Genomic DNA, 26,453 nt, shown 5'->3' with positions numbered 1-26,453 from the left:
CACCGCCTTGACCACCGTCACCGACCACGAACACCCGCACCGATCCGGCTCACGGAGACGCATCCTCCTCCTGTCCACTCTGACGACGCTGCTGCTGGCCGCCGGGCTCCTGTTCGCCACCGCGGCGCCCGCAGCCGCGCACGATGAGATCGTCTCCTCCTCCCCGGAAGCCGGATCCACGGTCAGCGTGGTCCCGGAGGAGATTTCGCTGACGTTCAGCGGCGAGATCCTCACCGATTTCAGCGCCGTGATCATTGAGGTGGTCGCCCCGGACGGGCAGAACATCGCATCGGGGGATCCGGTCATCGACGGGACCACGGTCACCCAGGCGGTGACGCCTGGTCAGGCGGGCGTGTACACGGTGCGGTGGCGGGTCGTGTCCAGCGACGGGCACCCGATCAGCAACGAGTACCAGTACACCGTCGAAGCGGTCACCGTCCCCACCAGCGCCCCTACCCCCGAAGCGACCGAGGAGCAGACACCCGACCCGTCTCCCACATCTGCCGCCAATACGTCCGGAGAGGTTCACAACGGGCCATCCGGAGGTGGGGAACTCCTCCCCGTCCTTGCGGTCCTGAGTGGCGTAATCGTGCTGGGCGGCGCGCTGGTGGTCGTGCTCATGGTGGCCAGAGAGCGTCGTCGCCGCGACCGAGCAGCCGCGGCCGCGGCCGCCGCGGATGGTGGAACCGCCGACGACCAGCAACAGAAGGAGAACCCCTCATGAAATGTCCGGTCGACGGGACCGCCCTGCTGATCACGGAACGCTCCGGGGTCGAGATCGACTACTGCCCGCAGTGCCGGGGCGTCTGGCTGGACCGTGGCGAGCTCGACAAGATCATCGACCGCGCCGCCGACCTTGCCGGCGGCGGCCGGCAAACCAGCACCGCCCCCTATCCGCGCGAGGGCGACCACCGTTCTGACCGCGACAGGGATCATCACGGTCGCTCCGGGCGTCGGCGGAAGGAAGGGTTCCTCGGTGACCTCTTCGACTTCTGACACCAAAAACCTCTTCCTGATAGCCGGTCTGATGACCGGGTTATCAGCGGCCCTCGCGAACGCAGGAGGAGCCGCTGATGGTTCGTGAGCAGACCCGGCGGTTCGCGGTCGCGTGCCTGGCCGCCGCTGTGGTGGTCCTGGTCGACCAGGCGACGAAGGCGGCCGCACTGGGAGGGTTGAGTCAGGAGGAGCGGATCCCGCTGCTGGGGGATCTGCTTGGGCTGCAGCTCGCGTTCAACCCCGGCGCGATCCTCTCCCTCGGAGCCGGGGTCACCGGGCTGCTCACTCTCCTCGGGGTCGGTGCCGTGGTGCTGCTGGTCGTCGCCGCCGCGCGGGCGCGGACCGGATGGTGGGCGATGGGGATCGGCCTGATCCTCGGGGGCGCGATCGGGAACCTGATCGACCGGCTGTTCTCCCCCCCTGGGTTCGGGGTCGGGCACGTCACCGACTTCCTCGCCTACGGGAACCTGTTCATCGGCAACCTCGCCGACGTCGCCCTCGGCGCCGGCGTCATCGTCCTCGGCCTGAGCCTGTGGGCCCGTCACCGCCGCGCCCGCGCGAGCGCAGCGGACGGTGCGCCGGCCGGTGCGCCGCCTGCGACGGGCTCCGTAGGGAGCGGGTCATGATGGCGAAGCAGCGCACTCCGTCCGTGTACCAGCGCAACGCGTTCGCGCCGGGGCTGCTCGCGGCGGCGGTGTTGTTCCTCGCGCCGGTGCTGATGGGCGGGGACTGGTTCACCGTGGTGCTGTTTGTCGCCGCGATCTTCGCGGTCATCGTGGGGTGGTTCGCGATCCAGGCGCGGCAGTGGTGGTGGCTGCCGGTGTTTGCGGTGATCGTGGTGATCTGGAACCCGGTGTTCCCGTTCCCGTTCTCCGGCCCGGTGTGGACGGCCGCACAGCCGGTCGCGGCGGTCGTGTTCCTGGTCGCCGGCGCCCTGATCAAAGTCAAGCGCGCATGATCCGCCGCCCCGTCCTTGCCGCCATGACGCTGGTCGCGGCGCTGCTGCTGGCCGGGTGCACGTCCAGCGATTCGCTTGCGCAGCAGTACCGGGACGGGAACCAGAAGGGATACATCGCCGGCGACTTCCAGATCGTCGAGATCCCGGATCCCGACCGCGGGGAGCCGGTGGCGTTCGAGGGCGTCACCGAGACCGGCGAGACGGTGTCCAGTGACGACTACCGCGGCGGAGTGCTGGTGGTGAACTTCTGGTACGCCGCGTGCGGGCCGTGCATCGTCGAAGCCCCCCTGCTCGAGGAGGTCTGGCAGGAGTACCAGGATCAGGGCGTCGCTTTCCTCGGGGTGAACACCTACGACCAGCCCGCCACCGCACTGTCGTTCGCGAGAGACAACAACGTCACCTACCCCAGCGTGATCGACGTGAACGACGGACGGGTCAAGCTCGCGTTCGCGCAGGTCACCCCGATCCAGGCCACCCCCACCACACTGGTCATCGACCGGGATGGACGGGTCGCGGCGCGGATCATCGGACAGCTGGCCAGCGCGTCGATCCTGTCCACCCTGGTCGCCGATACCCTCGCCGAGGACAGCTCGTGAACCCGGGCCAGGTGATCGTCGACGGCGCTCTGTGGGTCGCGATCCCGGTCGCGATCCTCGCCGGGCTGGTCTCGTTCGTGTCCCCGTGCGTGCTGCCGCTGGTGCCCGGCTACCTCGGCTACCTCGGCAGCACCACCACGACGACCGCGGCCCCCACGGTGGACGGGGGGCGCACGGTGACGGCGCAGCGCGCTCGGCTGCTGCTGGGCGTGACACTGTTCATCGCCGGGTTCACCGTGGTGTTCGTCGCCGTCACGATCCTCGGCGGCACCTTCGGGTACCTGCTGCTGCAATACGCCAATGTGCTCACTCGCGTCTTCGGGGTCGTCATCATTGCCCTGGGCCTGGTGTTCCTCGGGTTCTTCGGCATCGCCCAGCGCACTCTCCGCCCCCGCGCCCAGGGCAGGGCCGGCCTGATCGGGGCGCCGCTGCTCGGGTTCGCGCTCGGCGTCGGCTGGACCCCCTGCATCGGCCCGACGCTCGCAGCGATCATCTCGATGTCGTGGAACCTCGGCGACCCCGCCCGCGCGGGCCTGCTCGGGCTCGCGTACTCGCTGGGTCTGGGCATCCCGTTCCTGATCCTCGCGGCCGGATGGGGGTGGGCGTCCCGCTCGGTGACGTTCCTGCGCCGCCACATCCGCGCCCTGAACATCATCGGCGGGGCCATGCTCATCGCCCTCGGCCTGCTGATGGTGACCGGGCTGTGGACGGCGCTGATGTCGCAGCTGCAACAGGTGGTGATCAATGTCCCCCTCCCGCTCTGACATCGGCACCGACGTCACCGCCGACCCGCTGCGCCCCGGCGACCACGCCGACAGCGAATCCGCGATCGAGATCACCCAGCCGGCGCTGGGCGTCACGGGGTGGTTGCGGTGGGCGTGGCGGCAGCTGACCAGCATGCGCACCGCGCTGGTGCTGCTGCTGTTTCTCGCGATCGCCGCGGTGCCGGGGTCTCTGTTCCCGCAGCGCAGCGCCGACCCCAACGGCGTCATCCAGTGGGAGCGGGACAACCCCGACGTGTTCCCGCTGGCGGAGGCGGTGGGCCTGTTCGACGTGTATCTGTCGCCGTGGTTCTCCGCGATCTATCTGCTGCTGTTCACCTCTCTGATCGGCTGCGTGATCCCGCGCGCCAAGCACCACTACAAGGCGCTGCGTTCCCGCCCGCCGCGCACCCCGGCGCGGCTGTCGCGCCTCTCGGAGTACCGGGAGCTCACGTTGCCGGCGGGGGAGGGGCGGACCGACGCGGCCGGGCACGCGGTGGATGTCGCGGCGGAGCAGCTGCGGCGTGCCGGGTACCGGGTGGAGCGATACGACGCCCGCGGAGCCGCGTCGGTGTCGGCCGAACGCGGCTACCTGCGCGAGACCGGCAACCTGATCTTCCACGTTGCCCTCGTCGGCGTGCTGGTCTCGGTGGCGATCGGCGGGTCGTTCGCGTACACCGGGCAGCGGGTGGTGGTGGAGGGCACCACATTCGTGAACGCGCTCAGCGACTACTCCTCGTTCAACCCCGGCCGGTTCGTCGACGGCACCCGCCTTGCCCCCTACTCGCTCACCCTCGACGACTTCCAGGTTTCCTACCGGCTGCCCGGCACACCCGGCGCAGGCCAGGCCGGCGACTTCTCCGCCGATGTCACGATCCGCCAGCCCGGGCAAGACGACCGGGCGCAGAGCGTGATCGTGAACTACCCGATCACCGTCGACGGCGACCGCATCTACCTCCTCGGCAACGGCTACGCCCCCACCCTCACGATCCGCGACGCCGCCGGCGAGGTGGTGTACAGCGAGTCGCAGCCGTTCCTGCCGCAGGACTCCAACATGACCTCGCTGGGGATCATCAAGATCCCGGACGGGCTGCCCGAACAGGTCGGGCTGGTCGGGTTCTTCTACCCCACCCAGGGGGTGCTGCCCTCCGGCGCGTTCACCTCCGTCTACCCGGACGTGGTCAACCCGGTGCTGACCCTCAACGTGTTCAGCGGGGATCTCGGCATCGACGACGGCACCCCCAGGTCGGTTTACACGCTCGAGGTCGACGGTCTCACCCAGCACACCGGCGGCGACACCGCCGCCGACTCCCTCGAGCTCACCCCCGGCGCCACCGTCGACCTGCCGAACGGGTGGGGCACCATCACGTGGGAGGAAGACACGGCGGAGGAACCGGTGAAGCGGTTCGCGTCGCTGCAGATCCAACGCGACCCCAGCAGCGGCTGGGTGCTCGCGTTCTCCGTGCTCGCCACCCTCGGCCTGTTCGCCGGCCTGTTCGTGCCCCGCCGCCGGCTCTGGGTGAAAGCCCGCACCACCCCGGATGGTGTGCACGTCGAGTACGCAGGCCTCGCCCGAGGCGAAGACCCCGCTTTGGCGCGCGCCGTCGACGAGTTCGCGACCCGCCACGCGCACGCCCTCGGCGTAGACCAGCCTGCGAAGGACACACCGTGACGACCGTGTGGATCCCGGACGCCCCGCCGACCCTCGGCGGGTTCCTCACCCCGGCCCCGCTTCCGGCTCCGGTGCTCCCGCTCCTCGCGGGACTCCTCGCGGTCGCCTACCTGGCCGGTGCGATCCGGATGTGGGTCCGCGGCCGCAGCTGGCCGGTGTGGCGGACGGTCAGCTTCCTGCTCGGCTGCGTCGCCCTCGCCGCGGTCACCGGCCTGGCGGTGGAGAACTACGGGTACGCCCTGTTCTCGGTGTTCATGTTCCAGCAGCTCACCCTGATAATGGCGATCCCGCCGCTGCTGGTCCTCGGCTCTCCCGGCACCCTGCTGCTGCGCGCCACCCCGCACCACGGCCCAGGTCTCCTGGTGCTCCGCGCCGCGCACGCCGGGCTACGCAGTCGCACCGCACGGTGGCTGCTCAGCCCGTGGCTGGCGGTGCCGCTATACCTGGCCGCGTTTTACGGTCTGTACCTGGCGAACTTCGCCGATCCGATCCTGTCCACCGTCACCGGCCATACCCTCCTCGAGGTCGGGTTCCTGGTCGCCGGGATGCTGTTCACCATCCCGATCCTGTCGTCGGACCCGCTGCCGGTGCGGATGAGCCACGGCGGCCGCGCCCTGGACGTGTTCGCCGAGGCCGCCCTGCACGCCTTCTTCGGCGTCTTCCTGATGATGGCCACCACCACCCTCATCGACGGGTTCGCCGGCCCGACGAGCGCGCTGGGCATCGACCCGATCGAAGACCAGCGCCTCGCCGGCGGGCTGGCCTGGTCCTACGGCGAGGCCCCCACCTTGCTGATGCTCATCTACGTCATGCACCGCTGGTTCCGCGACGACACCGCCCAAGCGGTCGCCGCCGACCGTCGCGCCGACGCACACGGCGACCCTGAGCTCGACGCGTACAACGACTACCTCACCCGACTCCACCAGAAAGACACCTGACCGATGCGCACGCCTTTGCCGACACCCGCCCCGGCCGCCGCGCCGGAGCAGGAGACGCCGCGCCGCACCGTGGCGGCGTGGTCGTTGCCGGTGTGGGCGGCGGTGCTGGCATCCGCGGCCGCCGGCCTGCTGCTGGATCTCGCCTCCGCACCGGTGGGGTGGTGGCCGTTGACGTTCGTGAGTGTCACGGTCGCCTTGGTGGCCCTGATCGGCCGCAGCATCGGCGGGGCGTTGCTGGTCGGCACTGTGTTCGGCGCCGTGTTCTACACGACCCATCTGGTGTGGGTGGGGGAGTTCCTCGGCCCGGTGCCGTGGCTTGCCCTCGCCGGGCTGGAAGCGGTCCTGTTTGGCGCGGGAGCGGTGCCGATCGCGCTTGCCTACCGGTGGACCGCCCGCTATCCGGCCCGCGGCCTCGTGCAGCTGCTCGTGGTACCTCCGCTGATCGCGGTTCTGTGGACGGCCCGTGAGGTGGTGATGGGTGCGTGGCCGTACTCCGGGTTCCCGTGGGCGCGCCTCGGGATGACCCAGGTGGGTGGGCCGCTCGCGGAGGTCGTGTCGTGGACGAGCGTGACCGGCCTGTCGCTGCTGATCGTCATTCTGTGCGCCTCTGGGGTGCAGTGGGTCCGCGCCGGCGGCATCCGGTTCATGCTCGGGTTGCATCCTGCCGTGAGCGTCGCTGCTCTCCTGGTGATAGCGCCGCAGTTCCCCACCGCGCCGGCCGGGGAGTTCCGGGTCGGATGGGTGCAGGGTAACGGCCCCACCGGGTACTTCGACGACAAGGCGCCCGGCGACGTCCTGGCCGCGCAGACCGCCGCCACGGTGCCGCTGTACGGGCAGCCGATGGATCTGCTGGCCTGGCCGGAGGGCGGCGTCGACGCCGACCCGCTTAGTGATCCCGCGGCCGCCGAGGCGTTGGACCGGGTCGTGCGCTCGGCCGGGGCGCCGTTGCTGATGAACGCCGCCACCACCCGCGGCGACGATGTCTTCAACACGTCCCTGCTGTGGACCGCGGATCCCACGGGCCGGCAGTGGCACGACAAGGTCAACCCGGTCCCGTTCGGGGAGTACGTGCCGGACCGGTGGTTCTACGAGCTGATCGTCCCCGACCTGGTGGGCTTGATCCAACGCGAATACACCCCCGGCAGCAACCCGCCGCTCGTGCAGGTCGGCGACGTCGTGGTGGGGTTGGCGATCTGCTTCGACGTGATCTACGACGTCGTGCTCTGGGACGGCGCCCGCGCCGGCGCAGAGGTGTTCGTGTTCCAGACCAACAACGCCGACTTCCGCGGCACCGACGAGAACCTGCAGCAGCTCGCGTTCGCCCGGATGCGCGCTATCGAAACCGGCCGCGCGGTCGTCAACGTCTCCACGGTGGGCACCAGCCAGGTCATCGCCCCGGACGGCACCACCGTCGACAGCATCGGCGTCGACACCGTTGACGCGTCGATCACCACCGTCCCGCTGCGCACCGGACTCACCCCGGCGGTGATCCTCGGTCCCTGGCTCACCGCTCTCATCGTCCTCGCTGCCGCCGGCGCTCTCACCGCGGCGGGGTTCTCCCACCGTGCCCGCACGCGTGCGGCCGCCGCAGATCGTTCGACTGATCCGGGGAGGCACCCATGAACACGCCACGGATGAGGCCTGCCGGAGGTCGACTGGCCTGGTCGCTGCGAACGCTGGCGACGGGCAGCGATCTCACCCTTCCTGGTGACCTGACGGCGGAGGAGTGTGGGTGCGCGCCCACGCCCGCGGAGAGCCGCGCATTCCGGGCCGGGGTGAGCCGGCGCACTCTGCTGACGGCGGGAACATTGAGCGCGGCCGTGGACTCGCTGGCCTGGCTGGAAGCGAACGCGGGCTGACCGATGTGCACGGATCTACCGCGCCACCCCGCTCGCGGGCACCCCCTGACCGCAACGACGAAGAGGACGACCCTGCCATGACCGGAACCGACGCGCTCTCCCTCGACGGCATCTCACTGCTGCTGGTGTGGACGGCGATCGCCACCTACCTGCTCGCGTTCATCGCGTACACCATCGACCTGGCCGGGCGCTCCGTCCCCGCCAGCGTCCCGCAGCGGGAGCCGGTCCTGGCCGGCGCTACCGCACGGGCGGGCCAGCAGACGGACAACGCCCAGAGTGGGTCGGTGGACAGTGTTCGCACGCCGCCCGCGCAGCGTCAACGGCTGCTGTGGGCGCGGATCGGGACGTCGCTGACGGTCCTCGCGTTCCTGTTCCACCTGGCCGGCACCATCCTGCGCGGCATCGCCGCGGAGCGGGTGCCGTGGGCGAACATGTACGAGTTCGCGCTGACCGGCACGGTCTTGATCGTGGCCGTCTACCTGCTGGTGCTGCGCCGCTACGACCTCCGCTTCCTCGGTGCGTTCCTGATCGGCATGGTGGTGCTGCTGCTGGGTGGCGCGACGGTCTCGTTCTACGTCGAGGTCGTTCCGCTGATGGATCCGCTCAAGAGCGTGTGGCTGGTCATCCACGTCTTCGTCGCGTCCCTGGCCACCGCCCTGTTCGCGATCGCCTGCGGCATCTCCATCACCCAGCTCCTGCAGGCCCGCCGGGAGCGCCGCACCCGAGCATCCTCGGACACTGCCCGCGCCGACGGTCTTGGGTTTCTGCGCACTCTGCCCGCCGCCGACGTGCTCGAGTCCCTCGCGTACCGGTTCGCGATCGTGGGGTTCGTGTTCTGGACGTTCACCCTGATCGCCGGCGCGATCTGGGCCAACGACTCCTGGGGTCGCTACTGGGGCTTCGATGTCAAGGAGGTGTGGACGTTCGTGATCTGGGTGCTCTACGCCGGCTACATCCACGCCCGCGCGACCCGCGGCTGGCGCGGCACCCGCTCCGCCTGGCTGTCCATCATCGGGTTCGTCGCGGTGCTGTTCAACTTCACGATCGTGAACATGTTCTTCCAGGGCCTCCACTCCTACTCCGGGCTCACATGACCCCGCACCCCTGCCCCGCCCTCTTGCCCGAGCCGAAAGCACGCACATGACCCCGATACTCTCGATTCCCGCCACCACGGGTGCGGATGCCACTGAACGCGGACAGCGGTCACTCCGACCGCGACAGGAATGACTCCTCGCGTCTTGCGGGTCGCAGGGCCTGCGATCCTCGGCGGGGTCGCACTCATCGCCTTGGTCGGGGCGTTGTGGTTCGGTGGGGGTGCTGCGCAGATCCCACTCGGCGACGCCGGCCCTGTTGTGCGCTGGGGGCTTCCGGTCACGAAACTGGTCGTGAATCTCGCCGCCGCGGGCATGGTCGGTGTGCTCGTGACCGCCTTGTTCACGCTGCGGGCCGGTGAGCGCGAGTTCGACGTCGCCCTCGATACCGCGTCGATCTCTGCAGCCCTGTTCAGCGTGGCCGCGGGCGCGACCGGGTTCCTCACGCTTCTCAGCGTGTTCAACCCGGCCATCGACGCAGGCCCCCAGTTCGGTGCCCAGCTCGGCCGGTTCCTCGTCGAGCTCGAGGTCGGCAGGACATGGCTGATCACGACGGTCGCCGGCGCCGCCCTCACCGTCCTGACATTCGCCGTGCGGTCCTGGGTCGGGACGCTTCTGGTCGCCCTGGTGGCGGTGGCCTCGCTCGTGCCGATGGGCACGCAGGGGCACTCCGGCGATGACGCCTTCCACCACGAGGCGATGATGGCGCTCATCCTGCACATCATCGGCGCCGCGGTGTGGCTCGGCGGGCTCCTGCTGCTCATCGCCGTCCGTCCAGCCCTCGACCGTCGCCGCATCCCCGATCTCGTCGCCCGCTACTCGAGCATCGCTCTGGCCGCGTTCGTGCTCGTCGCCGTGTCCGGCACGGTGCGCGCCGCCATCGGCCTGCAGGAGTGGTCCGATCTGCTCTCGCCCTATGGCGCGATCTTGGGCATCAAGGTCGTCGCGCTCGTCGGCCTCGGCCTCTTCGGGGCGTGGTACCGCACCCGCTTGATCGGCAGGATGCGCAGCTCCGACGCGGCATCCCGCCCTTTCTGGATGCTCATCGCGTTCGAGCTGGCACTGATGGGTGTGGCCAGCGGCGCCGCCGCAGCGCTGGCCCGCACTCCGCCACCGAACCCGGCCCCGCTTCCCGAGATCCCCTCGCCGGCAGAACGCCTCACCGGTGCCCCGCTGCCCCCGGAGCTCACGATCGAACGGTGGGTCACCGCGTGGAACGTGGACATGTTGTGGGCGGTGCTCGCCGGGTTCGCGATCTTCTTCTATCTCGCCGGGGTGTGGCGGCTGCGCCGGCGCGGCGACGCGTGGCCTGTGTATCGCACGATCATGTGGGTCGCCGGCATGGTGCTGCTGGTCTGGGTCACCGGCGGCGTCGTCAACGTCTACCAGGACTACCTGTTCAGCATGCACATGGTGGGGCACATGCTGCTCACGATGGCGATCCCGGTGCTGCTGGTCGCCGGCGCCCCGGTGACCCTCGCCGCCCGGGCGATCCGCAAACGCGACGACGGCACCCGCGGCGGGCGGGAGTGGATCCTGTGGGCGGTGCATTCGCCCGTCGCCCGCATCCTGACGAACCCGTTCGTCGCGGCCGCCCTGTTCATCGGCTCACTGTGGGTGTTCTATTACACCGACCTGTTCCGCTGGTCGCTGTACGACCACCTCGGCCACCAGTGGATGATCGCGCACTTCCTCATCACCGGCTACCTGTTCGCGCTCTCCCTGATCGGCATCGACCCGGTGCCGTGGCGGCTTCCCTACGCCGGCAGGCTGCTGCTGCTCATCGGTGTGATGGCGATGCACGCGTTCTTCGGCATCGCCATCATGATGCAGTCGGGGCTGATGGTCGCCGACTGGTTCGGGTCGATGGGTCGCACCTGGGGTGTCACACCGCTCGAGGATCAGTACACCGGCGGCGGTATCGCGTGGTCGATCGGTGAGATCCCCACCCTGATCCTCGCGATCACGGTCGCGATTCAGTGGAGTCGCAGCGACGACCGCGAGACCAAGCGGCGAGACCGGCACGCCGACCGCACCGGCGAAGCCGAGCTCGAGGCCTACAACGCACGCCTCACCGAGCTCGCCGACCGCGATGCTCGCAGCCGCAGATAGGGCGCACTACGTGACGACGAAAGAGGAGCTCGCCGACCGCTACGGTCGGGGACCGCGGCCCATCCGCCGCCGCGTGTTCTGGGTCACCGTCGCGACGGCGGCAATCCTGTCTGTCGCCGGGCTTTCGTGGCTGACTGTCTCGAACTCGCTCGACGACGTCGGATTCGACGAGACCGGATACGAGCTGGTCGATGCGCGCACCGTGACCGTATCCTTCCAAGCCACGCCACCCGCTGGGACGTCGTTCGCATGCGCGGTGCAGGCATTGGATGAGGACTTCGGCATCGTCGGTTGGCGGGTCATCGAGTACCCCGCGTCCGAGGAGATCACACGAGCACTCGTGGAGACCATCCCGACCGTCGCGCAGGCAACGACCGGCACCGTGCAATCCTGCTGGGCCACATAGCCGCGCAAGGGAGGCCGTCGCCTGCGCCGGCTGAGTCTCTCAAGCGGTGGGCCTGTCTTCGTGGTCGATGCCGTGGTGCTCTTTGCCGCGCTCGAAGTTGAGCAGGCGGAGTGCGTTGCCGACGACGATCAGGGTGGAGCCTTCGTGGATGAGTACGACCGCGCCGATGTTCAGGCCGAGGAAGGTGGCGAGGATGAGGAACGCGACGATCGCGAGGCTGGCGATGAGGTTCTGCCGGATGATGCGGCTGGTGGCGCGGCTGAGCCGCACGGCGAACGGGACGCGGCCGAGGTCGTCGCTCATCAGCGCGATGTCGCAGGTTTCCAACGCGACGGTGGAGCCGGCGGCGCCCATCGCGATGCCGACGTCGGCGCGGGCCATCGCGGGGGCGTCGTTGACGCCGTCGCCGACCATCGCGATCGGTCGGTGGGTTTCGGCGAGGCGGGTGATCTGAGCGACTTTGTCCTCGGGGAGCAGTTCGCCGATCGCGGTGTCGACGCCGACTTCCCGGCCGACCGCGTCGGCGACGCGCTGGTTGTCGCCGGAGATCATCACGAGCTGCCCCACGTTCGCGCCCCGGAGCGCGCTGAGCACCTGGGCGGACTCCGCGCGGGACGCATCCATCACGCCGACGATGCCGAGGAACCGGTCGCCACGGCGGATGATCATCAGCGTCTGCCCGGAGTCCCGCGCCTGCGTGTACGCGTCGGCGAGCGTGCCGGTCAGCGCGAGTTGCTGCTCGTCGAACATGCGCAGGTTGCCGACGTCGACCCGCTCGCCGTCGATCGTCGCCGTGACGCCACGCCCGACGACCGCGTTCAGGTCTGTCGCGGTGAGGCGCTCGGCCTGGGGGACGCGGGGCTCGAGGTCGCGGACGATCGCCTCGGCCAGCGGGTGATCGCTGAGCGCTTCGACAGCGACCAGAGTGCGGATCAGCTCGGACTCGGGCACGTCGGCGGCGGGGGTGACGGACGTCACCCGGGGGGCACCCCAGGTCAGGGTGCCGGTCTTGTCGAACGCCATCGCCTTGACCCGCCCGAGCGTCTCGAGCGGGGCGCCGCCCTTGACGAGCACCCCGGCACGCGCAGCACGGGCGACCCCTGCCAGCACCGCGGCCGGGGTTGCGATCGCGAGCGCGCAGGGGCTGGCGGCGACGAGCACGGTCATGGCGAGGTAGAACGCGTCGGGGAACGGTTGCGCGAACGCGAGCCAGGAGATCAGGAGGGTGACGGCGACCCCGAGGATCACGGCGGGCACGTACCAACGCTGGAACCGGTCGATGAACTGCTGTGTGGGGGAGGCGGCCTGGTCGGCGGAGCGGACGAGCTCGACGACCTTGCTGAGCGTCGAGTCCGCGGAGGTCGCGGTGACCTCGACCTCGAGCACGCCGGACCCGTTCACGGTGCCGGCGAACACACGGTTGGCGGCGGGCAGGGTGTCGACGGTGCGCATCGCCCGCTCCGGGTCGGCCACCGGCTCCTTCTCCACCGGAATCGACTCCCCGGTGACCGCGGACTGATCCACCGCGGACACCCCGGAGATCACGAACCCGTCTGAGGGAATGCGGGAGTTCGGGCGGATGACGACGATGTCCCCGACGACGATCTCCTCCACCGGCACCTCCACCGGCTCGTCCCCGCCGCGGCGCACCAGGGCGCTGCGGGGAGCGAGCTCGGCCAGGGACTCGATGGACTTGCTGGCACGGCTGAGGGCGTATTCCTCGAGCGCGTGGCCGAGGCTGAACAGGAACAGCAGCACCGCCCCTTCCGCCCACCGGCCGATGAGGGCGGCGCCGATCGCGGCCACCAGCATGAGGAAGTCGACCTCGAACTTCCCTCGCATCGTCGAGGCGATCGCGGTGCGGAACGTGAAGAACCCACCGAAGAAGTAGGTGGCGAGGAAGAACACCAACGGCCACCCGACCATCGGCAGCCCCAACGCGAACTCGGCGATCATCCCGCCGGCGTAGGTCACGCCCGCGGCGATCGCGAACCACAGCTCCCACCGGGCCGAACCGTGGGAATGGTCGTGCGTCTCCGCAGCGGGCGCGGTAGTCGTCGGGGAAGAAGCAGTCATGCGACCAGGATACATCACAAGATCATGATATATTGTAGTTGTGAATGATTATCGTGGTCGGAGGGCACAATGGTGAGCATGGCCGGTACTGAGACGCGTCGGGAAGCAGGCACCCTGTCCGTAGCGGATGCTGAGCGTCTCGCCGAGATCATGCAGGCACTGGCGTCACCTGTGCGGCTGCGCATTCTGAGCGCGCTGAGTGTTCAGCCGAGCACCGTGACCGACCTCAGCGAACAGCTGCACATCGGACAGACGACCACATCGAACCATTTGCGGCTGCTGCGGCATCTGAGCCTGGTCCTTGGCACGCGCGACGGCCGGCACATCCACTACTCGCTCTTCGACGACCACGTCTCCGAACTGCTCGAGGAGGCCATCGGGCACCTCGAGCATCTGCCCGGCGGAGGATGACGCCTGCCGGAGCTCCCCGATTGACGAGAGTATTCCCGTTCACGTCGGGGGGCGCTGCTGCGGCCGGGGAGAGCGCGTCGCTGCCGGTTCGGACACGCTGCATGGTGTGTAGCCGATCGCCGCGACGGCCATGAGCTCTTGTAAGAATCCGCCACTACTCGCGGAATCCTGAACCCGAAACCCCAGCCAACTACCGTGGAATCGCGGCATTCCTCGCCATCTCGAGCGGGAACCTACAGTAGTTGTAGGTTCCACGCCGAAATGACATATTCCACGGGTAGTTGGCAGGCACTTGGCATCTCTGCCAAGTGCCGTGGACACGCGCTTGTGGCTGAGGCGTGTGGTTCTGGGGAGGGAGTCGGTTCCAGTCCGTAGGGTCGGAACGCTGGCCTGGGTTGAGTTGCGAAGCACTGGGGGTTGTTGTGGGGTCAGATTTTCGGTTGTGGTCGGATGAGCCATCGGCGACAGACTTGCTGTCGTTCGATGCGATCGCGGACACCGTGGTCGATGCGCTATTCGACGGTGAGCTGGATCCAGTTGCTCTCGGTCTTGAGGGCGCTTGGGGTAGCGGCAAGACGACGGTGCTGCATCTGATTGAAAATCGGATCGCCACGGAGAACGTGGATGGTCAAGTGGTTGTCGTGGTTCGGTCGAACCCTTGGCAGTACGACCCGGCAGTGGGCGCCAAAGAGAGTTTGATAGCCGAGATCCTCGGTGCGTTGAGTGCTGAGTTTGACGCGTCCGACCCTGTGGGATCGGCGGGTCTGACTGCACTGAAGGCGCTGGTGAAGCGTGTCAACTGGTCCAAGGCTGTGAAGATGGCGGCCCGAACGGCTTTGACCTTGCAGCTTCCGTCGTTGGACGACGTCTTCGACTTGGTCAGCGACGACCCTGAGTCACTCGATTCGCCCAAGGGCATGGCGTCTTTCAAGGAGGAGTTCCAGAAGCTGCTGGCCGACCCGGCGTTGGCGCATGTGTCGCGAGTCGTCGTGTTGGTCGACGACCTCGATCGATGTCTACCGCCGACTGTGGTCGAGACTCTCGAGACGATCCGCTTGTTCCTGTCGGTCCCGGGGATGTGCTTCGTCGTGGCTGCGGATGGGGCGCGGGTCGCGGAGGCGATTCGGATGCATCTTGGAACACCGCTTGTCGGGGACGGGCGAGAGAGTGTTGCGAGCTTGTATCTCCACAAGATCGTGCAGACGACGGTGCCAGTTCCGGCATTGAGCGCGTTCGACACGCGGGCATACTTGTTCCTACTTCTGGCGAAGCAGGAGTGCGGCAGTGATGATGCGTTCGCAGAGCTGGTGCGGGCGTGTGGTGAGCTGCGCGTCGCTGCCGGGAGCCTCGATGACCTGGAGCTGCCGGCGGATGGTTCGTTGCGGTCTGCGATGCAGAGCGCGGCGAGGTTGACCCCGATTCTGTATGAGAAGTTGCAGGCGAACCCGCGTCGAATCAAGCGGTTCATGAATGACTTGAACGTCCGGCAGTCGATCGCGGATCGGCGAGGGATTGCATTGTCGCCGGATGCGGTCGCGAAACTCATGGTGCTGGAGCGCACGTTGCCGACCGACTTCGACACTCTGCTCGGTTGGCTGAGCGCGGGGGTGCTGCGTCCCCGGCTGGAGCGTTTGTCCGAGGTCGCAGAGTCCGGCGCCGCCGCCGATCGCGGGGACGCAGATGATGGGGAAGGTGTCGACGAAGAGTCGTTCTCGGCAACCATGATCCGGTGGGCCAAGCTTCCGCCTGCCCTCGACGCGGCTGCGGCTGGCGGGTACTTGACGCTTGCGGCGGCGTTCCATGGTCGGCTGCTCGTCGACGAGGGGCTTCCGGAACAGTTGCGGGATATCGCTGCGGCATTGGCGTCAAGGTCGCAGATCGAACGTGAGGCGGTATCTCAGGACGAGCTACAGGCCTTGCCTCTGGGAGATGTGTCGGTGCTGCTCGATCATCTCGGCCGACGCCTCCAGGACGAGCCGGGCGTGCAGTTCGCGGCGGTGAACGCGATCATCACACTGGCGCGACTGCATCCGGCGGTACAGCAGGAGGCGCTCGTCGCCCTGGCTCGGCTGCGCGCGACCGATGTGAATGCCTCGACGGTGATGCTGTTCCGTTCCATCGAAGCTCAGTACGTCGATGTCCTTGAGGGGTGGCGCGTGGTGGGTGCCGACGATACCGACACCTCGAAGGCGCTGACATCGCTGCTCGGGCCGGTGGTGGCGTCCTGATGGGAACTAGTGGTGTGTACAAGGGAGGCGGCGGTGCAGCGGCTGCCGGACTGAGGGATGCGCTGAGCGACTGGCTTGACAGCGCATCCGCGCCATCGGCTCCCGCAGCTGGCGGCCCGACGATCGACGGGCGCCTGGATCCGAAGCGTGTGGGCGGGGCGTTGCGGTTGTGGTCCGGCCCGTCGGGTGGTGGCCGATCGGGTCGCGCTGGAGGATCCGGGAGCTCCGGTGGCGGCCGTTCTAGCGGCGGCGCGCAGCGCTCGGCCGCACGCGTAGCCGGCCCAGCCGGCAGCGCTGCGACTCTGTCGACCGCGTACTTGCGGGGTGAGCGCGCACCGTTGGAGGCGGCCGGGCTCGACCTCGATGAGCTTCGCGCCCTTGATGATCCGCTCGAGGTGCGCCGGCGCATCGTCGAGGCCGCGTTCGAGTCGGAACCTGACAGTACAATCGCCGATGGCGAGGCGCGACTGATCGTCGCAGACCTCGTGACGTGGACGCTGGAGACTCCGCGGGATCCGGCGCAGATCGTGCGCCACACGGTCGAGTTGATGATCGCTCGTTCCATCCTGACGGAGGTCGGCGACCGGATTCGACAAGAACCGAGGGCTGCGCTTCGGCGTTCCGCAGAGGATGAGATCCGACTCGCCGCGAAGGCATGGGCGATGCGATTCGATGTCGCCGCGGTGACTCTGGATGGCCCGTCCATTAGCGCGGCGGTCCAAACAGGCGTGACGGATCTTCTTGCTATCTATGGGGATGAGTTATGACGAGCATCGCTCTGTGTCTGTCCCGGGAGGATGCTGCCAAGAGCGGGGCGGACGAGGTGTTTTTGTGGGATGGCACGCCGGGCGATTCCTTCAATACGGGGTTACGACCGGACCTGCGCCAGCTCGGGACAGTTCCTTCGATCAATGCCGACTTCGTTCGTGTGGCCCTCACCGTCTATGTCGCAGACCATTCGGTGAGACGTGAACGGGGTGGATCGAACTGGAATCAGCGCGACCTAGTCTTGACCGTGCCGGTGATCCACGCGGAGAAGTGGCAGGCCGTCGCGGCGGAGTTGGAACGCACGCTCGCGTTCCTCACCGGCGACCGGTGGACTCTGCAGTTCGCCCGACTCGCCGCCTCCGAGACGAGTGGTGTGCTGGTGCCCGACACGGCCGCTCGGACGGTTCTGGTCAGCGGCGGCGCGGACTCCGCATCCGGCGCGCTGGTGTCCGCGGCATCGCTCCGGTCCGGGGAAGGGCAGCGGCTTGTCTCCCACTCAAGCTCGGGTGCGGGAGCGAGCGCCCCGCAGCAGCGTGTCGCCGCCGCCCTGGAGGCGCTGTTCAGCGGGACGACCATCCACCATTACCAGGTGCATTTGCAACGCAGAACACATCGCCTCAACGGCACACGATTTCGACGGGAACCGTCGAGCCGCTCGCGATCGTTGCTGTTCCTCGCGCTCGGGCTGGCAGTGGCAAGCCAGAGTGGCCGCGGCCTGTGGATCGCCGAGAACGGCTTCGCCTCCATCAACCCCCCACTTGGCCCAGAGCGGGTGGGAGCATTGTCGACCCGCACGACGCAGCCTTGGTTCCTCTGGCGCGTGGGCTCACTGTTGACAGATCTGGGCGGGTACGGCGAAATTGAGAATCCCTTCCAAGCCTTGACGAAGGGCGATGAGTACCGACGCGTCGTCGAGCTGGTCGGCGCGGATCGTGCCGCGGCATTCCTCAGCGCAACGAACTCCTGCTCGCACAGCGACCAGCAGTACTTGGGTCAGGTCGCCAGTGGTTCGCACTGCGGAAAGTGCTTCGGCTGTGTCCTTCGTCGCGCCGCGTTTGCCGCGGCAGATCTTTCCGATGCCACCCCGTACCTCGCCGACCGCGGAGGACGCTTCGCGAAGTATGCGGAGCAGCGGTCGATCGAAAACGCGGTCCGAGACTTCGTCGATGCGGGCGTGGACGAGAGCTTCCTCATGACAACCCCACTGCCCCCAGCCCTCACCGTCGCCGACGCGCGGACCCTATACGCACGGGGCTTGGCCGAGTTGGAAAACTATCTGGGATGAGACGCCTACCTCCCCTGGACACGCACGCGCACGTCGCGTTGGACATCGCGCCGTTCGAGCTTGAAAAGCTGGGCGCGGTTGTCCTGATCGCTACCCGGTCACTCGACGAATACGCGCAAGTGGAGTCGCGTTCGGATCGCGCCAGCGTATGGGGGGTGGGGTGTCACCCGGGTCTCGTCGGCGCCGATCGTGGATTCGATCCGGATCGCTTTGCGACCATGCTCCAGTCGACCTCATATGTTGCGGAGGTGGGACTCGATGGCGCGTCCCGCGTTCCACGCGACACCCAGCGGGCGACGTTCGAACGCATCGTTAAGGCGGTCGAGACCTCCCCTCGGATCGCTTCAATTCATAGCTACCGGGCGACCAGCGCTGTACTTGAGGTGTTGCGTGCATCTCACCTGCGTGCGGGGGCCGTTCTGCACTGGTGGTTGGGCACGCCTGAAGAGACTCGGGAGGCTGTCGCGTTGGGCTGCTACTTCTCGGTCAACTATTCGATGACCCGCTCGCCCGACGTGCTCCGAGCTATCCCGCGAGAACGTCTACTTGTCGAGACCGATCATCCCAGCGGTGATCGTTTCTCCCAAAGCCCACGCCGACCAGGCCGGGTGGAACCGGTCGAGGCCGGGATAGCGCGGGCGCTCGGCCTCGCGCCCGCGGTTGTCCGTACTGTCGTCTGGTCGAACTTCGCCGCGCTGGTCGACGACACAGGAGTCGATTCCCTGCTCCCCGCCGCGCTTCGACAAATGATCCAGTCCGCGAGGTGAGACGCGTGGTTCCGCGCGCAGACGGTCGGGCGGGCCTAGCCCGTAGGTGACCGTCGCCGTCAGGACGCGGAACGCTCCTCGGCCGTGCTCTGCTCCTCCACGTACTGGCTCGCCGCATTCCACCAGGGATTCCCGCGGACCCGGTACAGGATGGTCCGCTCTCCGGGCACGCGCTCGACGAACTCGATGAAGTTCGCTCGGCGGAGCTTCTGGATCAGTGGGTGCACGATGCCAGGGGAGAGCCGCGTGGCGTCGGTGATCGTCTTCGATGAGAACTTCTCGCCGCGTAGCCCGGCGATCTCGACCATGACGCTGTACATGTAGCTGTTGCCGAAGACGAGCCGGGATTCCTCCGGCGCGATGGGCTCCAACATGGTCATGTCCTTGAGTGTCGCACACGCGGCCGACGTGGGCTTCAGGCCGGCCTGTGGGCGTTGATTTTGTGGTCCCTATATTTGTATCCCTGACGGTGACTTGTTATCTATGTGACGTCCATTACAGTGAATGTCACATTCACTAGTATTCGTGACTCGCATATACCGAATTAACCCGTGATAGCAAGAGCGAGATCCTGAATCGTATTTCGCGAATCTATGGCGGCAGCGTGCATTCTCCCGGACCGATTCGACCCTCACGCTGGCTTCATGACGGAGCGCGAGCAACTCGGGACGCGGGGCGGAGCGTTCCCGGCGGATGTCGGGCTGATGGTTCGCAAAGCGGGTGGCGAGGTGGACGTTGTTCCGCTGCAGTCAGCTCGATTGAGCGTCTTCGACGCCGCCGTCCCGTGGCGTGATTTCCGCTGGTACCGGGGGCAGCGGCATTTCTCGGGCAGCTACTGGTCGGCAACCATGCAATCGCATGTCGGATACGAGTCGCGGCTCGAGTACGCGAACCTGCTGTTGGCCGACTTCGACCCTCGCGTCGACTGGATCCTGTCTCAGCCGTTCCTCCTCGAGGGGGAGGACAAGGGCACACGCCGTCGCCACATTCCCGACTATCTGATCGTCCACGCGGACCAAACCGTCTGCGTGGTGGATGTGAAGCCCGCCGCGAAGCTCACCATCCCGAAGGTGCGTGACTCGCTGAGCTGGTCGCGGCGCGTGATCGAACCCCACGGGTGGGAGTACCGCGTCCAATCCGAGCCGGATGAGGTGTTGCTACGCAACGTCGAGTTCCTTGCCGGCTACCGCCGACCCTTCCAGTTCGCCGACGGCGACGTCACCGGCGCGCTCGGCGAGCTGAGATCGCCCATGGCGTTCGGCGAGGCGGTGCGCGCGATTCCGGCCGTCGCCGGCGGGCTTCTCGCAGCACGCGCGCTTGTCCTGCACCTGCTGTGGGCTCGCCGGCTGAGCACCGACCTGACTCGACTTCTGAGCGCCACGAGCATCGTGACGCGGGCCTGAGATACCACCCCCTCAACACCTGAAGGAGATAGCGATGAGCAGCACGTGGACCCTGAAACCCGGCGTGGACATCGTCTACGACGGCGATGCCTGCACCGTTGCGGAGATCTGCGAGGGCGCGGTCATCGTCCGTACCCGAACTGGGCAGGTTCGGCGCCTGCGGATGATCGACCTCCTGCGCCCCCGCGCTGAGGGAGGTACGACACGCATCCCCGGAAACAGTCGCGATGAGGACGCGGCTCCACTGGGTGTCGTCTGGGCCGATGCCAGCGACGCGGCCCGCGCGGTGTCCGCCGAGCGCGCTGATCATGTGCGAGAGGTCCTCACCGGCTACCGGTCGGGGGCGGCCGAGATCGCACGTGAGGGCGAACCGAAGCTCGCCTACCATCCGGAGCGTCGCATCGAGGAGCGGATCGCGGCGAAGGCGCTCGAGCTCGGTAAGGGTCGCCGGACCGTCGCGAGGTGGGTGGCGCGGTATAAGGATGCCGGCGAGATCGGACTGATCGATCACCGCAAGGCGCAGCCGGGCAATCTGCTCGTCAACTTCGACGACCGCTGGGTCACGGCGGCACGTGAGGTCATCGATGAGCAGACGCCGGAGTCGAAGGTCGCGAAAAGCATCATCATCGCGAGAGTCAACGCCCGAGCCGACCGCACCCACGGGCCAGGTATCGTCGCCGCCCCTTCTCGAAGCGCCGCATACAAGATCCTCGACGAGCTCTCCCGTGGCCGCGCGACCTTCTCCGGGAGCACCAAGCGCAAGCGCTCCAACGCGAACCGGCCGCCCGCTCCGTACGGACGCCTGCACGCCACCGCGCCCGGCCAATACGTTCTCCTCGATACGACGCCGCTCAACGTCTTCGCCGTGGCCCCGGTGACGGGCAAGTGGGTCGCCGCAGACCTCACGGTCGCGATCGACCTCTACTCCCGCTGCATTCTCGGCATGCGGCTGACGCCCGGCTCAACGAAATCCATCGACGTATCCGGCGTGCTCATGGAAGCGTGCCAACCCTTCGACACTCCCGCGGAGTGGGGCACGAGCGCACGATGGCCCTTCCACGGTGTCGCCGGTTCCGTGCTCGTCGACCCGACGCGCATCCGCGTCCCGCGGTTCGTCCGTGCGGGGATCCTGCCCGACACGATCATCGTCGACCACGGCGCACCGTACCTCTCGGAGCACGTGACCAGCGCGTGCGCACGCCTGGGCATATCCATCCAGCCGGCCCGCGTCTACCAGCCCACCGACAAGAGCCCTGTCGAGAGGTTCTTCCGCACCCTCGACACGTTCCTCCAGGAACTCCCTGGCTACAAGGGCGCGGACGTCGGCGGCCGCGGCGACGACGTCGAAGCCGACGCGGTCTACACGGTCCCGCAGCTGGAGCAGATCATCCGCGAATGGGTCGCGACGGTCTACCACCTCCGACCCCACGACTCCCTCGAGGATCCCCGCCTCCCCGGCGTCAAGCTCAGCCCCGCCGAGAGATACGACCAGGGGCTCGCCGTTGCCGGGCAACTGCGGATGCCGATCGACCGGAGCGTTCTCCTCGAGCTGCTGCCGGTGGTGAAACGGCAGTTCAATCACTACGGCGTCGAGATCCACAAGCTGCGCTACACCGGAGACTCGGTCGCGAAGTACCGCAACCGCGCCCGGTCGATCCACCGAGACAAGGGCACGGAGTGGCCGTTCGTGGTCAACCCCGACGACTTGACGCAGATCTACTTCCACGACCCCGAGGACGGCACCTGGCACACCCTCGAGTGGGAGCACAAGGGAGCCTTCGACACACCGTTCAGCCTCGACGCGCTGGAGTACGCGAAGAAGATCGCGATCCGCCAGGGTCGCCCCTCTCAGGTCGACGACGTCGCCGCGCAGCTGCTCGAGGACTGGGGCGCGGGACGCGCGCTCACCCCATCGGAGAGGCGGATGAGTTCCCGCATGGCCGCGCAGCTCAACGAGAAGGATCCCGCGGCTGACGGGGTGTGGTCGCTGCGCACCGTGCAGCGGATGCTCGAGGCCGAACTGAACCCCACCACAGATCTCGGACGGGAGCTCACCGGCGAGGTCCGCGACCCACGCAAGCGCGTCGACATTCCCGAAACGGGCGATGACGACGACGAGGACGACATCGACGAGCCCACGATCCGATCCGACTACCACTTCGAGCCGATGGAGATGATCCAATGACCGCCACAGTCCCGGGCGAGCACGACGCGCCTCGCCGGCAGCGGAGCCTGTCGACCTACGAGGGATGGAAGGACTTCGCCGAACGTCCCCCGCGCGATAAGCCCGCGTTGCTAACGACCGAGCAGCTCGGACCGCTCGGCCCGGACGAGTTCGCGCGGTACAACGCGGACCGGCGGGCGTGGCACGCGAACATCCTGCTGCGCACCCGGCAGGTGCACGGGGTGCACCTGCAACTGGGCGACATCCTGGACAGCAACCTGCAGGACTCCGACCGGGTCAAATCCGCCGCCGCCCTCGACGCCCCACCGGCCCTCGGGAAGTCGACGGTGGTCAACACGTTCGGGCGCGACTTCCACCGTCAGCGGATCGCGGAAGTGGGCGAGTACCTCGACGAGGATCGCGACATCCTCCACCTCCCGGTCTGCCACATCACCGTCCCAGGGCGCCTCACGATCAAGGGCCTGCACATGATGATCCTCGGGTTCTACGCCCACCCCGCGACCGCGGGCATCCTGCACCGTTCGATGGCCGGCCGAGATCTGGCGCGGGCGGCCGCGGACTGCATCGAACGGCACGACACCCGCCTCGTGATCATCGACGATCTGCACTTCATCCAGATGCGCACCCGCGACGGTGTCGAGGTCGCGAACCAGCTGAAGTGGCTGTCCAACGAGTACAGCGCCACCTTCCTGTTCGCCGGCGTCGCGCTCCGCGAACGCGGCCTCGTCGGCGAGGGCGCGACCGGGAAGGAAGCGGCGATGGCGCAGACGTTCCGCCGCTGGACCGTGCTCAGCCTCGACCCGTACAGCCTGCGCACCAAGCAGACCCGCCAGGAGTGGGACAGCCTGCTCTGGCACATCGAACAGGCCCTCGTGCTCGCGGACGCGCACGAAGGGATGCTCGTCGACATGTCGCGGTACCTGTTTGCCCGCACCACCGGCAACATCGGCTCGCTCATGGACCTCATCCGCCGCGGCGCGTCCCGCGCCATCCGCACCGGCGCCGAGCGGATCGACCGGAAGCTCCTCGACGACATCCGCATCGACGAGGGAGCAGAAACGGAGCGCACCGAGCTGCAGGCCAAGCACGACCAAGAGGATCGGGCACGCCGTGAGCGGCGCCGACGCCGACTGAAGAGCGACGGCGCCGAAGAGACCGGCGAGGAGGCCGCCTGATGAGCGAGACGGCCGGTGCCGTGCGCGTCCTTCCGTTCCGGGTCCGCCCCTTGCCGGATGAGCCGTTCGACTCCTGGCTGGAGGCCTCGGCGGCCGCGAACCGCGCGACTGTCGCGGAGATGGCGTGCGCGCTCGGCCTGGTGGAGCAGGAGGGCGGCAGGGCGGTGTCAGCGACATCGTGGATGGCCGCGCAGTGGGCGACCGAGCTCACCGATGAGCAGGCGTCCCGGCTGGAGCGGTCGACGGGGATCCCGGCGGCGCAGTTCCAGGAGATGACGCGGATGCGGTTCGCACGCCACGCGATCCGCTACACCCGGCAGGGACGGATCAGCTTCCGCTGCCCCGTCGGCGGGATGGCGGGACGGTACTGCCCCGAATGCCTGGCGGACTCCGGAGGCAGGTGGCGGATGTCGTGGCAGTTCCCATTCACCTTCGCGTGCGTCAGACACCGCCGCATCCTCGCCGACAACTGCCCGGTGTGCCACAAGCCACCGCGTCACACCGGGCACCCGCTCGCCGGGATCCCACATCCCGGGCACTGCCACAATCCCGTCGCCGGTGCCGGGACGGGCCCGATCGCGAGCCGCTGCCGCGGCGACCTCACCGCGCATCCCGAACGCATCGCCGCACCCGACCCGGCGCTCCACGCACAGCGCCGAATGATGCAGATCCTCTCCACCGGCGAGGGCCGGTTCGGGATCTATGCGGACGCCCCGCAACCCGCGATCACCGTCCTCGAAGACATCCGTCTCCTCACCCGCGCCGCAGGAGTTACGCTCTGCGATGGCGGCGACCTCGACATGCCAGAGCTGGAAACGGACCTCCTCGCGGCGGTGCCTCGAGACAAGCATGAGTGGACGTGGGCGGGACCGCCCACAGCGGCCGGCGGCGCGGTCGGTACGACGATCGCGATCGCCGCACTCGAAGACCCCGACCGTGCGGTTCGGCTGCTGGCTGGGCGCCTCGCGGTGAGCACGTCGTACACCGGTCAGACGCCGCAGCTGCAGCGACTGATCGCCGCGTCCCTCGGACGCACCCGACGACCGACGCTGTTCCTACAAGCTGCGCCAGCCTCGGACGTAAACCCGGAAGAGCGGGCACGGAAGGTGCCCGCACAACTCTGGGATGAATGGACGAACGCGCTCACCCCACGCCGCATCAACGGCGACGTCGCCGCCTCCGCGCTGGCCGCGGCCGTCGTGTTCACCGGCACACGGCTGACCCACTCCGCTGCCCTCGCCCTCCTGGACTCGACGGCGCCCATTCGTCAGGTCACTCATGTGATGCGCGAGTTCGGGAGGCCGGGCGCGGAGACGCCCGCCCTCGCGGCGATCCTCAACCTCGCCGCCTACCTCGACAGCCACGAGACACCGATCGACTACGCACGCCGCCGCAGACTCGACTGCACTGAACTCCTTCCCGAAGAGGAATGGCAGCAGCTGTGCGCCCGACTGAATGTCCAACCCGGCTCCGGCGCCCGACACCGCGATGCGCGCGCCCACCTCTACCGGGCCATCACCGGCAACTCGATGCGACGCGCACCGGAAGCATGGGACGCGGCCGGGATATCTCCGCGGACGGTCACGACGTTCACGAAGACGCTGCCGGACACCGTGCGCCGCGAGCTGAACGATATCGGCCGCGCCTTCCTGCTCCGCCGAGGGATCGACGAGCCACTCAGCTGGGCGCCCCCGCTGTCGACGCACATCGAACCCGCCGTCCGCAGCGACCCCGTCGGTGAGTGGGCGACGGCCAGACCCGTCCGTGGCGCACTCGACACACCATCTCGCAGCCGCGAACTCATCGCCCAATACGGTGAGGGCGCGACCACCTATGAGCTCGCACGGCGGACGGGAGTATCGCGGCAGACGGTGTCGCGTGTGCTCGCCGACGGCAACAGCACCCTCCGCCGCGGACGGCCCACCACGTTCGTCATCGACGAGGCTTGGCTGCGCGAGCGGTACGAGAAGGAAGGGATGACGCTGCGACAGATCGCGGCGCTCGTCGGCTGCAGCGCTCCCACGATCGCGCACCGCATCCAAGCGGCAGGCATCACGATGCGACCCGGCCCACACGACCGCACCCCTCACCCACTGGCCGGCCGGTCACGGCTCCTCCAGCGCGCCCTCGTCGGCCGCCACCCCATCGAACGCGCGCGCCGATTCCTCATCGCCACACAGCACGACAACGTGCGCGCCGCCGCGGCGACCATCCGCACGACCCAAAGCTCACTGAGCGCCCAGCTCGCAAGCCTCGGCGCCGACGTCGGCGGGGGCCTGTTCGTTGCCGCGGCACGCAACAGGCCGATGCGCCTCACCCCACTCGGCGAACGGCTCGCTCGCGAGCTCCATCGCGCCCTCGCCGCCGACCCCCATACCCAGACCACATCACCTACCGAAGAGAAGAAGGCATCATGACCGAGAAGAAGCGGACCTCCAGTCGTCTGCAACGGGCAGCACGGGAGCGCATGAAGGTGACAGGGGAGAAGTACACCGCGGCGCTGATGGCCGTGACGGAGGACGCCGGGTCACAGACTGAGCTCAGCTCCCCGCCGACCACGCCCGCTGGTTCACTGCGCGCGTCCGTCGACCCCGAGGCGCGGCGGTGAGCCCCGGCTCTACCGAGGATGGCGAGCCGGTCCTCCAGCCCGACACGATGCAGTGGAACAACTCCGGGTGGACCGAAAAGCCGTGGTCGGCACCTCACCTGGCGCCGCTGTTCACCGAGCTCACGTCAGCGAAGAGCGCGCCGAGCTGGGCGCGTCGC

24 protein-coding genes are annotated in these 26,453 nt (G+C 68.2%); 22 read left to right on the top strand and 2 right to left on the bottom strand.

All coding sequences use genetic code 11. The features are described 5' to 3' along the window. Positions 1-7: 7 nt before the first annotated feature. The 12 genes from KY498_RS11790 to KY498_RS11735 all read left to right on the top strand — a co-directional run bounded on the left by KY498_RS11790 (position 8) and on the right by KY498_RS11735 (position 11,389). A complete protein-coding gene (locus KY498_RS11790) occupies positions 8-724 on the top strand; it encodes a copper resistance CopC family protein (RefSeq protein ID WP_048809232.1) in 717 nt (238 codons plus the stop codon). Then, positions 721-996: a zf-TFIIB domain-containing protein gene (locus tag KY498_RS11785; protein WP_045246902.1), complete on the top strand. Its 276-nt coding sequence runs from the start codon at positions 721-723 to the stop codon at positions 994-996. Before KY498_RS11790 ends, KY498_RS11785 begins: the two co-directional genes overlap by 4 nt. A 77-nt stretch (positions 997-1,073) precedes the next feature. Next, positions 1,074-1,622 carry a signal peptidase II gene (locus tag KY498_RS11780; protein ID WP_191009288.1) on the top strand — a complete coding sequence of 183 codons (549 nt, stop codon included), beginning with the start codon at positions 1,074-1,076 and terminating at the stop codon, positions 1,620-1,622. Further along, positions 1,619-1,954 carry a DUF6804 family protein gene (locus KY498_RS11775; protein WP_060958837.1) on the top strand — a complete coding sequence of 112 codons (336 nt, stop codon included), beginning with the start codon at positions 1,619-1,621 and terminating at the stop codon, positions 1,952-1,954. The genes KY498_RS11780 and KY498_RS11775 overlap by 4 nt, the downstream gene beginning before the upstream one ends. Beyond that, complete coding sequence (locus KY498_RS11770; RefSeq protein ID WP_191009289.1) at positions 1,951-2,550, top strand: TlpA disulfide reductase family protein; 600 nt, start codon at positions 1,951-1,953, stop codon at positions 2,548-2,550. Before KY498_RS11775 ends, KY498_RS11770 begins: the two co-directional genes overlap by 4 nt. Beyond that, positions 2,547-3,314, top strand: coding sequence for a cytochrome c biogenesis CcdA family protein (locus tag KY498_RS11765; protein ID WP_191009290.1), 768 nt, complete (start codon positions 2,547-2,549; stop codon positions 3,312-3,314). Before KY498_RS11770 ends, KY498_RS11765 begins: the two co-directional genes overlap by 4 nt. Beyond that, on the top strand, positions 3,295-4,983 hold the full coding sequence (locus KY498_RS11760) for a cytochrome c biogenesis protein ResB (protein WP_191009291.1): 1,689 nt from the start codon (positions 3,295-3,297) through the stop codon (positions 4,981-4,983). The genes KY498_RS11765 and KY498_RS11760 overlap by 20 nt, the downstream gene beginning before the upstream one ends. Next, on the top strand, positions 4,980-5,921 hold the full coding sequence (locus KY498_RS11755) for a cytochrome c oxidase assembly protein (protein WP_191009292.1): 942 nt from the start codon (positions 4,980-4,982) through the stop codon (positions 5,919-5,921). Before KY498_RS11760 ends, KY498_RS11755 begins: the two co-directional genes overlap by 4 nt. 3 nt (positions 5,922-5,924) lie before the next feature. Continuing rightward, the gene (gene lnt, locus KY498_RS11750) at positions 5,925-7,544 is read left to right on the top strand and encodes an apolipoprotein N-acyltransferase (RefSeq protein WP_191009293.1); all 1,620 of its coding nucleotides are present in this window, start codon (positions 5,925-5,927) and stop codon (positions 7,542-7,544) included. A gap of 313 nt (positions 7,545-7,857) precedes the next feature. Continuing rightward, positions 7,858-8,874, top strand: coding sequence for a c-type cytochrome biogenesis protein CcsB (gene ccsB / locus KY498_RS11745; RefSeq protein WP_045246027.1), 1,017 nt, complete (start codon positions 7,858-7,860; stop codon positions 8,872-8,874). A gap of 129 nt (positions 8,875-9,003) precedes the next feature. Further along, positions 9,004-10,983, top strand: a complete 1,980-nt coding sequence (locus KY498_RS11740) for a cytochrome c oxidase assembly protein (RefSeq protein WP_219879380.1) — start codon at positions 9,004-9,006, stop codon at positions 10,981-10,983. 10 nt (positions 10,984-10,993) lie between these two features. Beyond that, positions 10,994-11,389 (top strand): DUF4307 domain-containing protein, encoded by a 396-nt coding sequence (locus KY498_RS11735; RefSeq protein ID WP_045246023.1) that lies wholly within the window; start codon positions 10,994-10,996, stop codon positions 11,387-11,389. 39 nt (positions 11,390-11,428) lie between these two features. On the opposite strand, the gene KY498_RS11730 is transcribed toward KY498_RS11735, so the two are convergent. Continuing rightward, positions 11,429-13,465, bottom strand: coding sequence for a heavy metal translocating P-type ATPase (locus tag KY498_RS11730; protein ID WP_048809453.1), 2,037 nt, complete (start codon positions 13,463-13,465; stop codon positions 11,429-11,431). 78 nt (positions 13,466-13,543) lie between these two features. Here KY498_RS11730 and KY498_RS11725 point away from each other — a divergent pair, with 78 nt between their 5' ends. The 5 genes from KY498_RS11725 to KY498_RS11705 all read left to right on the top strand — a co-directional run bounded on the left by KY498_RS11725 (position 13,544) and on the right by KY498_RS11705 (position 18,924). Then, positions 13,544-13,876 carry a helix-turn-helix transcriptional regulator gene (locus tag KY498_RS11725; RefSeq protein WP_045246029.1) on the top strand — a complete coding sequence of 111 codons (333 nt, stop codon included), beginning with the start codon at positions 13,544-13,546 and terminating at the stop codon, positions 13,874-13,876. 470 nt (positions 13,877-14,346) lie between these two features. Continuing rightward, positions 14,347-16,104 carry a P-loop NTPase fold protein gene (locus tag KY498_RS11720; protein ID WP_219879379.1) on the top strand — a complete coding sequence of 586 codons (1,758 nt, stop codon included), beginning with the start codon at positions 14,347-14,349 and terminating at the stop codon, positions 16,102-16,104. A gap of 317 nt (positions 16,105-16,421) precedes the next feature. Then, positions 16,422-16,871, top strand: coding sequence for a hypothetical protein (locus tag KY498_RS11715; RefSeq protein ID WP_219879378.1), 450 nt, complete (start codon positions 16,422-16,424; stop codon positions 16,869-16,871). Next, positions 16,868-18,157, top strand: coding sequence for a 7-cyano-7-deazaguanine synthase (locus KY498_RS11710; protein ID WP_101305223.1), 1,290 nt, complete (start codon positions 16,868-16,870; stop codon positions 18,155-18,157). The genes KY498_RS11715 and KY498_RS11710 overlap by 4 nt, the downstream gene beginning before the upstream one ends. A gap of 38 nt (positions 18,158-18,195) precedes the next feature. Further along, the gene (locus KY498_RS11705) at positions 18,196-18,924 is read left to right on the top strand and encodes a TatD family hydrolase (protein WP_219879377.1); all 729 of its coding nucleotides are present in this window, start codon (positions 18,196-18,198) and stop codon (positions 18,922-18,924) included. A 59-nt stretch (positions 18,925-18,983) separates the two neighbouring features. Here the strand turns inward: KY498_RS11705 and KY498_RS11700 are convergent, their stop codons facing one another. Next, the gene (locus KY498_RS11700) at positions 18,984-19,304 is read right to left on the bottom strand and encodes a hypothetical protein (RefSeq protein WP_113681778.1); all 321 of its coding nucleotides are present in this window, start codon (positions 19,302-19,304) and stop codon (positions 18,984-18,986) included. Positions 19,305-19,568: 264 nt separating this feature from the next. Here KY498_RS11700 and KY498_RS11695 point away from each other — a divergent pair, with 264 nt between their 5' ends. From KY498_RS11695 to KY498_RS11675, 5 genes are read left to right on the top strand one after another with little or no spacing between them, the layout of a single operon-like run. Next, positions 19,569-20,327 (top strand): TnsA-like heteromeric transposase endonuclease subunit, encoded by a 759-nt coding sequence (locus KY498_RS11695; RefSeq protein ID WP_198553656.1) that lies wholly within the window; start codon positions 19,569-19,571, stop codon positions 20,325-20,327. Between the two features lie 34 nt (positions 20,328-20,361). Beyond that, positions 20,362-22,512, top strand: a complete 2,151-nt coding sequence (locus tag KY498_RS11690; RefSeq protein WP_101305226.1) for a DDE-type integrase/transposase/recombinase — start codon at positions 20,362-20,364, stop codon at positions 22,510-22,512. After that, a complete protein-coding gene (locus KY498_RS11685; RefSeq protein WP_191009295.1) occupies positions 22,509-23,687 on the top strand; it encodes an AAA family ATPase in 1,179 nt (392 codons plus the stop codon). The genes KY498_RS11690 and KY498_RS11685 overlap by 4 nt, the downstream gene beginning before the upstream one ends. Then, positions 23,687-26,104, top strand: a complete 2,418-nt coding sequence (locus tag KY498_RS11680; RefSeq protein ID WP_191009296.1) for a TniQ family protein — start codon at positions 23,687-23,689, stop codon at positions 26,102-26,104. Before KY498_RS11685 ends, KY498_RS11680 begins: the two co-directional genes overlap by 1 nt. Beyond that, the gene (locus KY498_RS11675; RefSeq protein ID WP_101305229.1) at positions 26,101-26,295 is read left to right on the top strand and encodes a hypothetical protein; all 195 of its coding nucleotides are present in this window, start codon (positions 26,101-26,103) and stop codon (positions 26,293-26,295) included. The genes KY498_RS11680 and KY498_RS11675 overlap by 4 nt, the downstream gene beginning before the upstream one ends. The last annotated feature ends 158 nt before the right edge of the window (positions 26,296-26,453 follow it).

It is taken from the genome of Microbacterium sp. PAMC21962 (genome assembly GCF_019443465.1).
Classification (GTDB): domain Bacteria; phylum Actinomycetota; class Actinomycetes; order Actinomycetales; family Microbacteriaceae; genus Microbacterium; species Microbacterium hominis.
The sequence above is the reverse complement of the archived record's forward strand: the minus strand, read 5'-3'. Positions and strand labels throughout refer to the sequence as shown.

Bases quoted from the DNA above. Each gene is read 5' to 3' on its own strand.
- lnt (WP_191009293.1), top strand. From the start codon at position 5,925: ATGCGCACGCCTTTGCCGACACCCGCCCCGGCCGCCGCGCCGGAGCAG.
- KY498_RS11775 (WP_060958837.1), top strand. From the start codon at position 1,619: ATGATGGCGAAGCAGCGCACTCCGTCCGTGTACCAGCGCAACGCGTTC.
- KY498_RS11725 (WP_045246029.1), top strand. From the start codon at position 13,544: ATGGCCGGTACTGAGACGCGTCGGGAAGCAGGCACCCTGTCCGTAGCG.
- KY498_RS11690 (WP_101305226.1), top strand. From the start codon at position 20,362: ATGAGCAGCACGTGGACCCTGAAACCCGGCGTGGACATCGTCTACGAC.
- KY498_RS11730 (WP_048809453.1), bottom strand. From the start codon at position 13,465: ATGACTGCTTCTTCCCCGACGACTACCGCGCCCGCTGCGGAGACGCAC.
- KY498_RS11680 (WP_191009296.1), top strand. From the start codon at position 23,687: ATGAGCGAGACGGCCGGTGCCGTGCGCGTCCTTCCGTTCCGGGTCCGC.
- KY498_RS11700 (WP_113681778.1), bottom strand. From the start codon at position 19,304: ATGACCATGTTGGAGCCCATCGCGCCGGAGGAATCCCGGCTCGTCTTC.
- KY498_RS11685 (WP_191009295.1), top strand. From the start codon at position 22,509: ATGACCGCCACAGTCCCGGGCGAGCACGACGCGCCTCGCCGGCAGCGG.
- KY498_RS11785 (WP_045246902.1), top strand. From the start codon at position 721: ATGAAATGTCCGGTCGACGGGACCGCCCTGCTGATCACGGAACGCTCC.
- KY498_RS11760 (WP_191009291.1), top strand. From the start codon at position 3,295: ATGTCCCCCTCCCGCTCTGACATCGGCACCGACGTCACCGCCGACCCG.
- KY498_RS11770 (WP_191009289.1), top strand. From the start codon at position 1,951: ATGATCCGCCGCCCCGTCCTTGCCGCCATGACGCTGGTCGCGGCGCTG.
- KY498_RS11740 (WP_219879380.1), top strand. From the start codon at position 9,004: ATGACTCCTCGCGTCTTGCGGGTCGCAGGGCCTGCGATCCTCGGCGGG.
- KY498_RS11675 (WP_101305229.1), top strand. From the start codon at position 26,101: ATGACCGAGAAGAAGCGGACCTCCAGTCGTCTGCAACGGGCAGCACGG.
- ccsB (WP_045246027.1), top strand. From the start codon at position 7,858: ATGACCGGAACCGACGCGCTCTCCCTCGACGGCATCTCACTGCTGCTG.
- KY498_RS11695 (WP_198553656.1), top strand. From the start codon at position 19,569: ATGACGGAGCGCGAGCAACTCGGGACGCGGGGCGGAGCGTTCCCGGCG.
- KY498_RS11780 (WP_191009288.1), top strand. From the start codon at position 1,074: ATGGTTCGTGAGCAGACCCGGCGGTTCGCGGTCGCGTGCCTGGCCGCC.
- KY498_RS11710 (WP_101305223.1), top strand. From the start codon at position 16,868: ATGACGAGCATCGCTCTGTGTCTGTCCCGGGAGGATGCTGCCAAGAGC.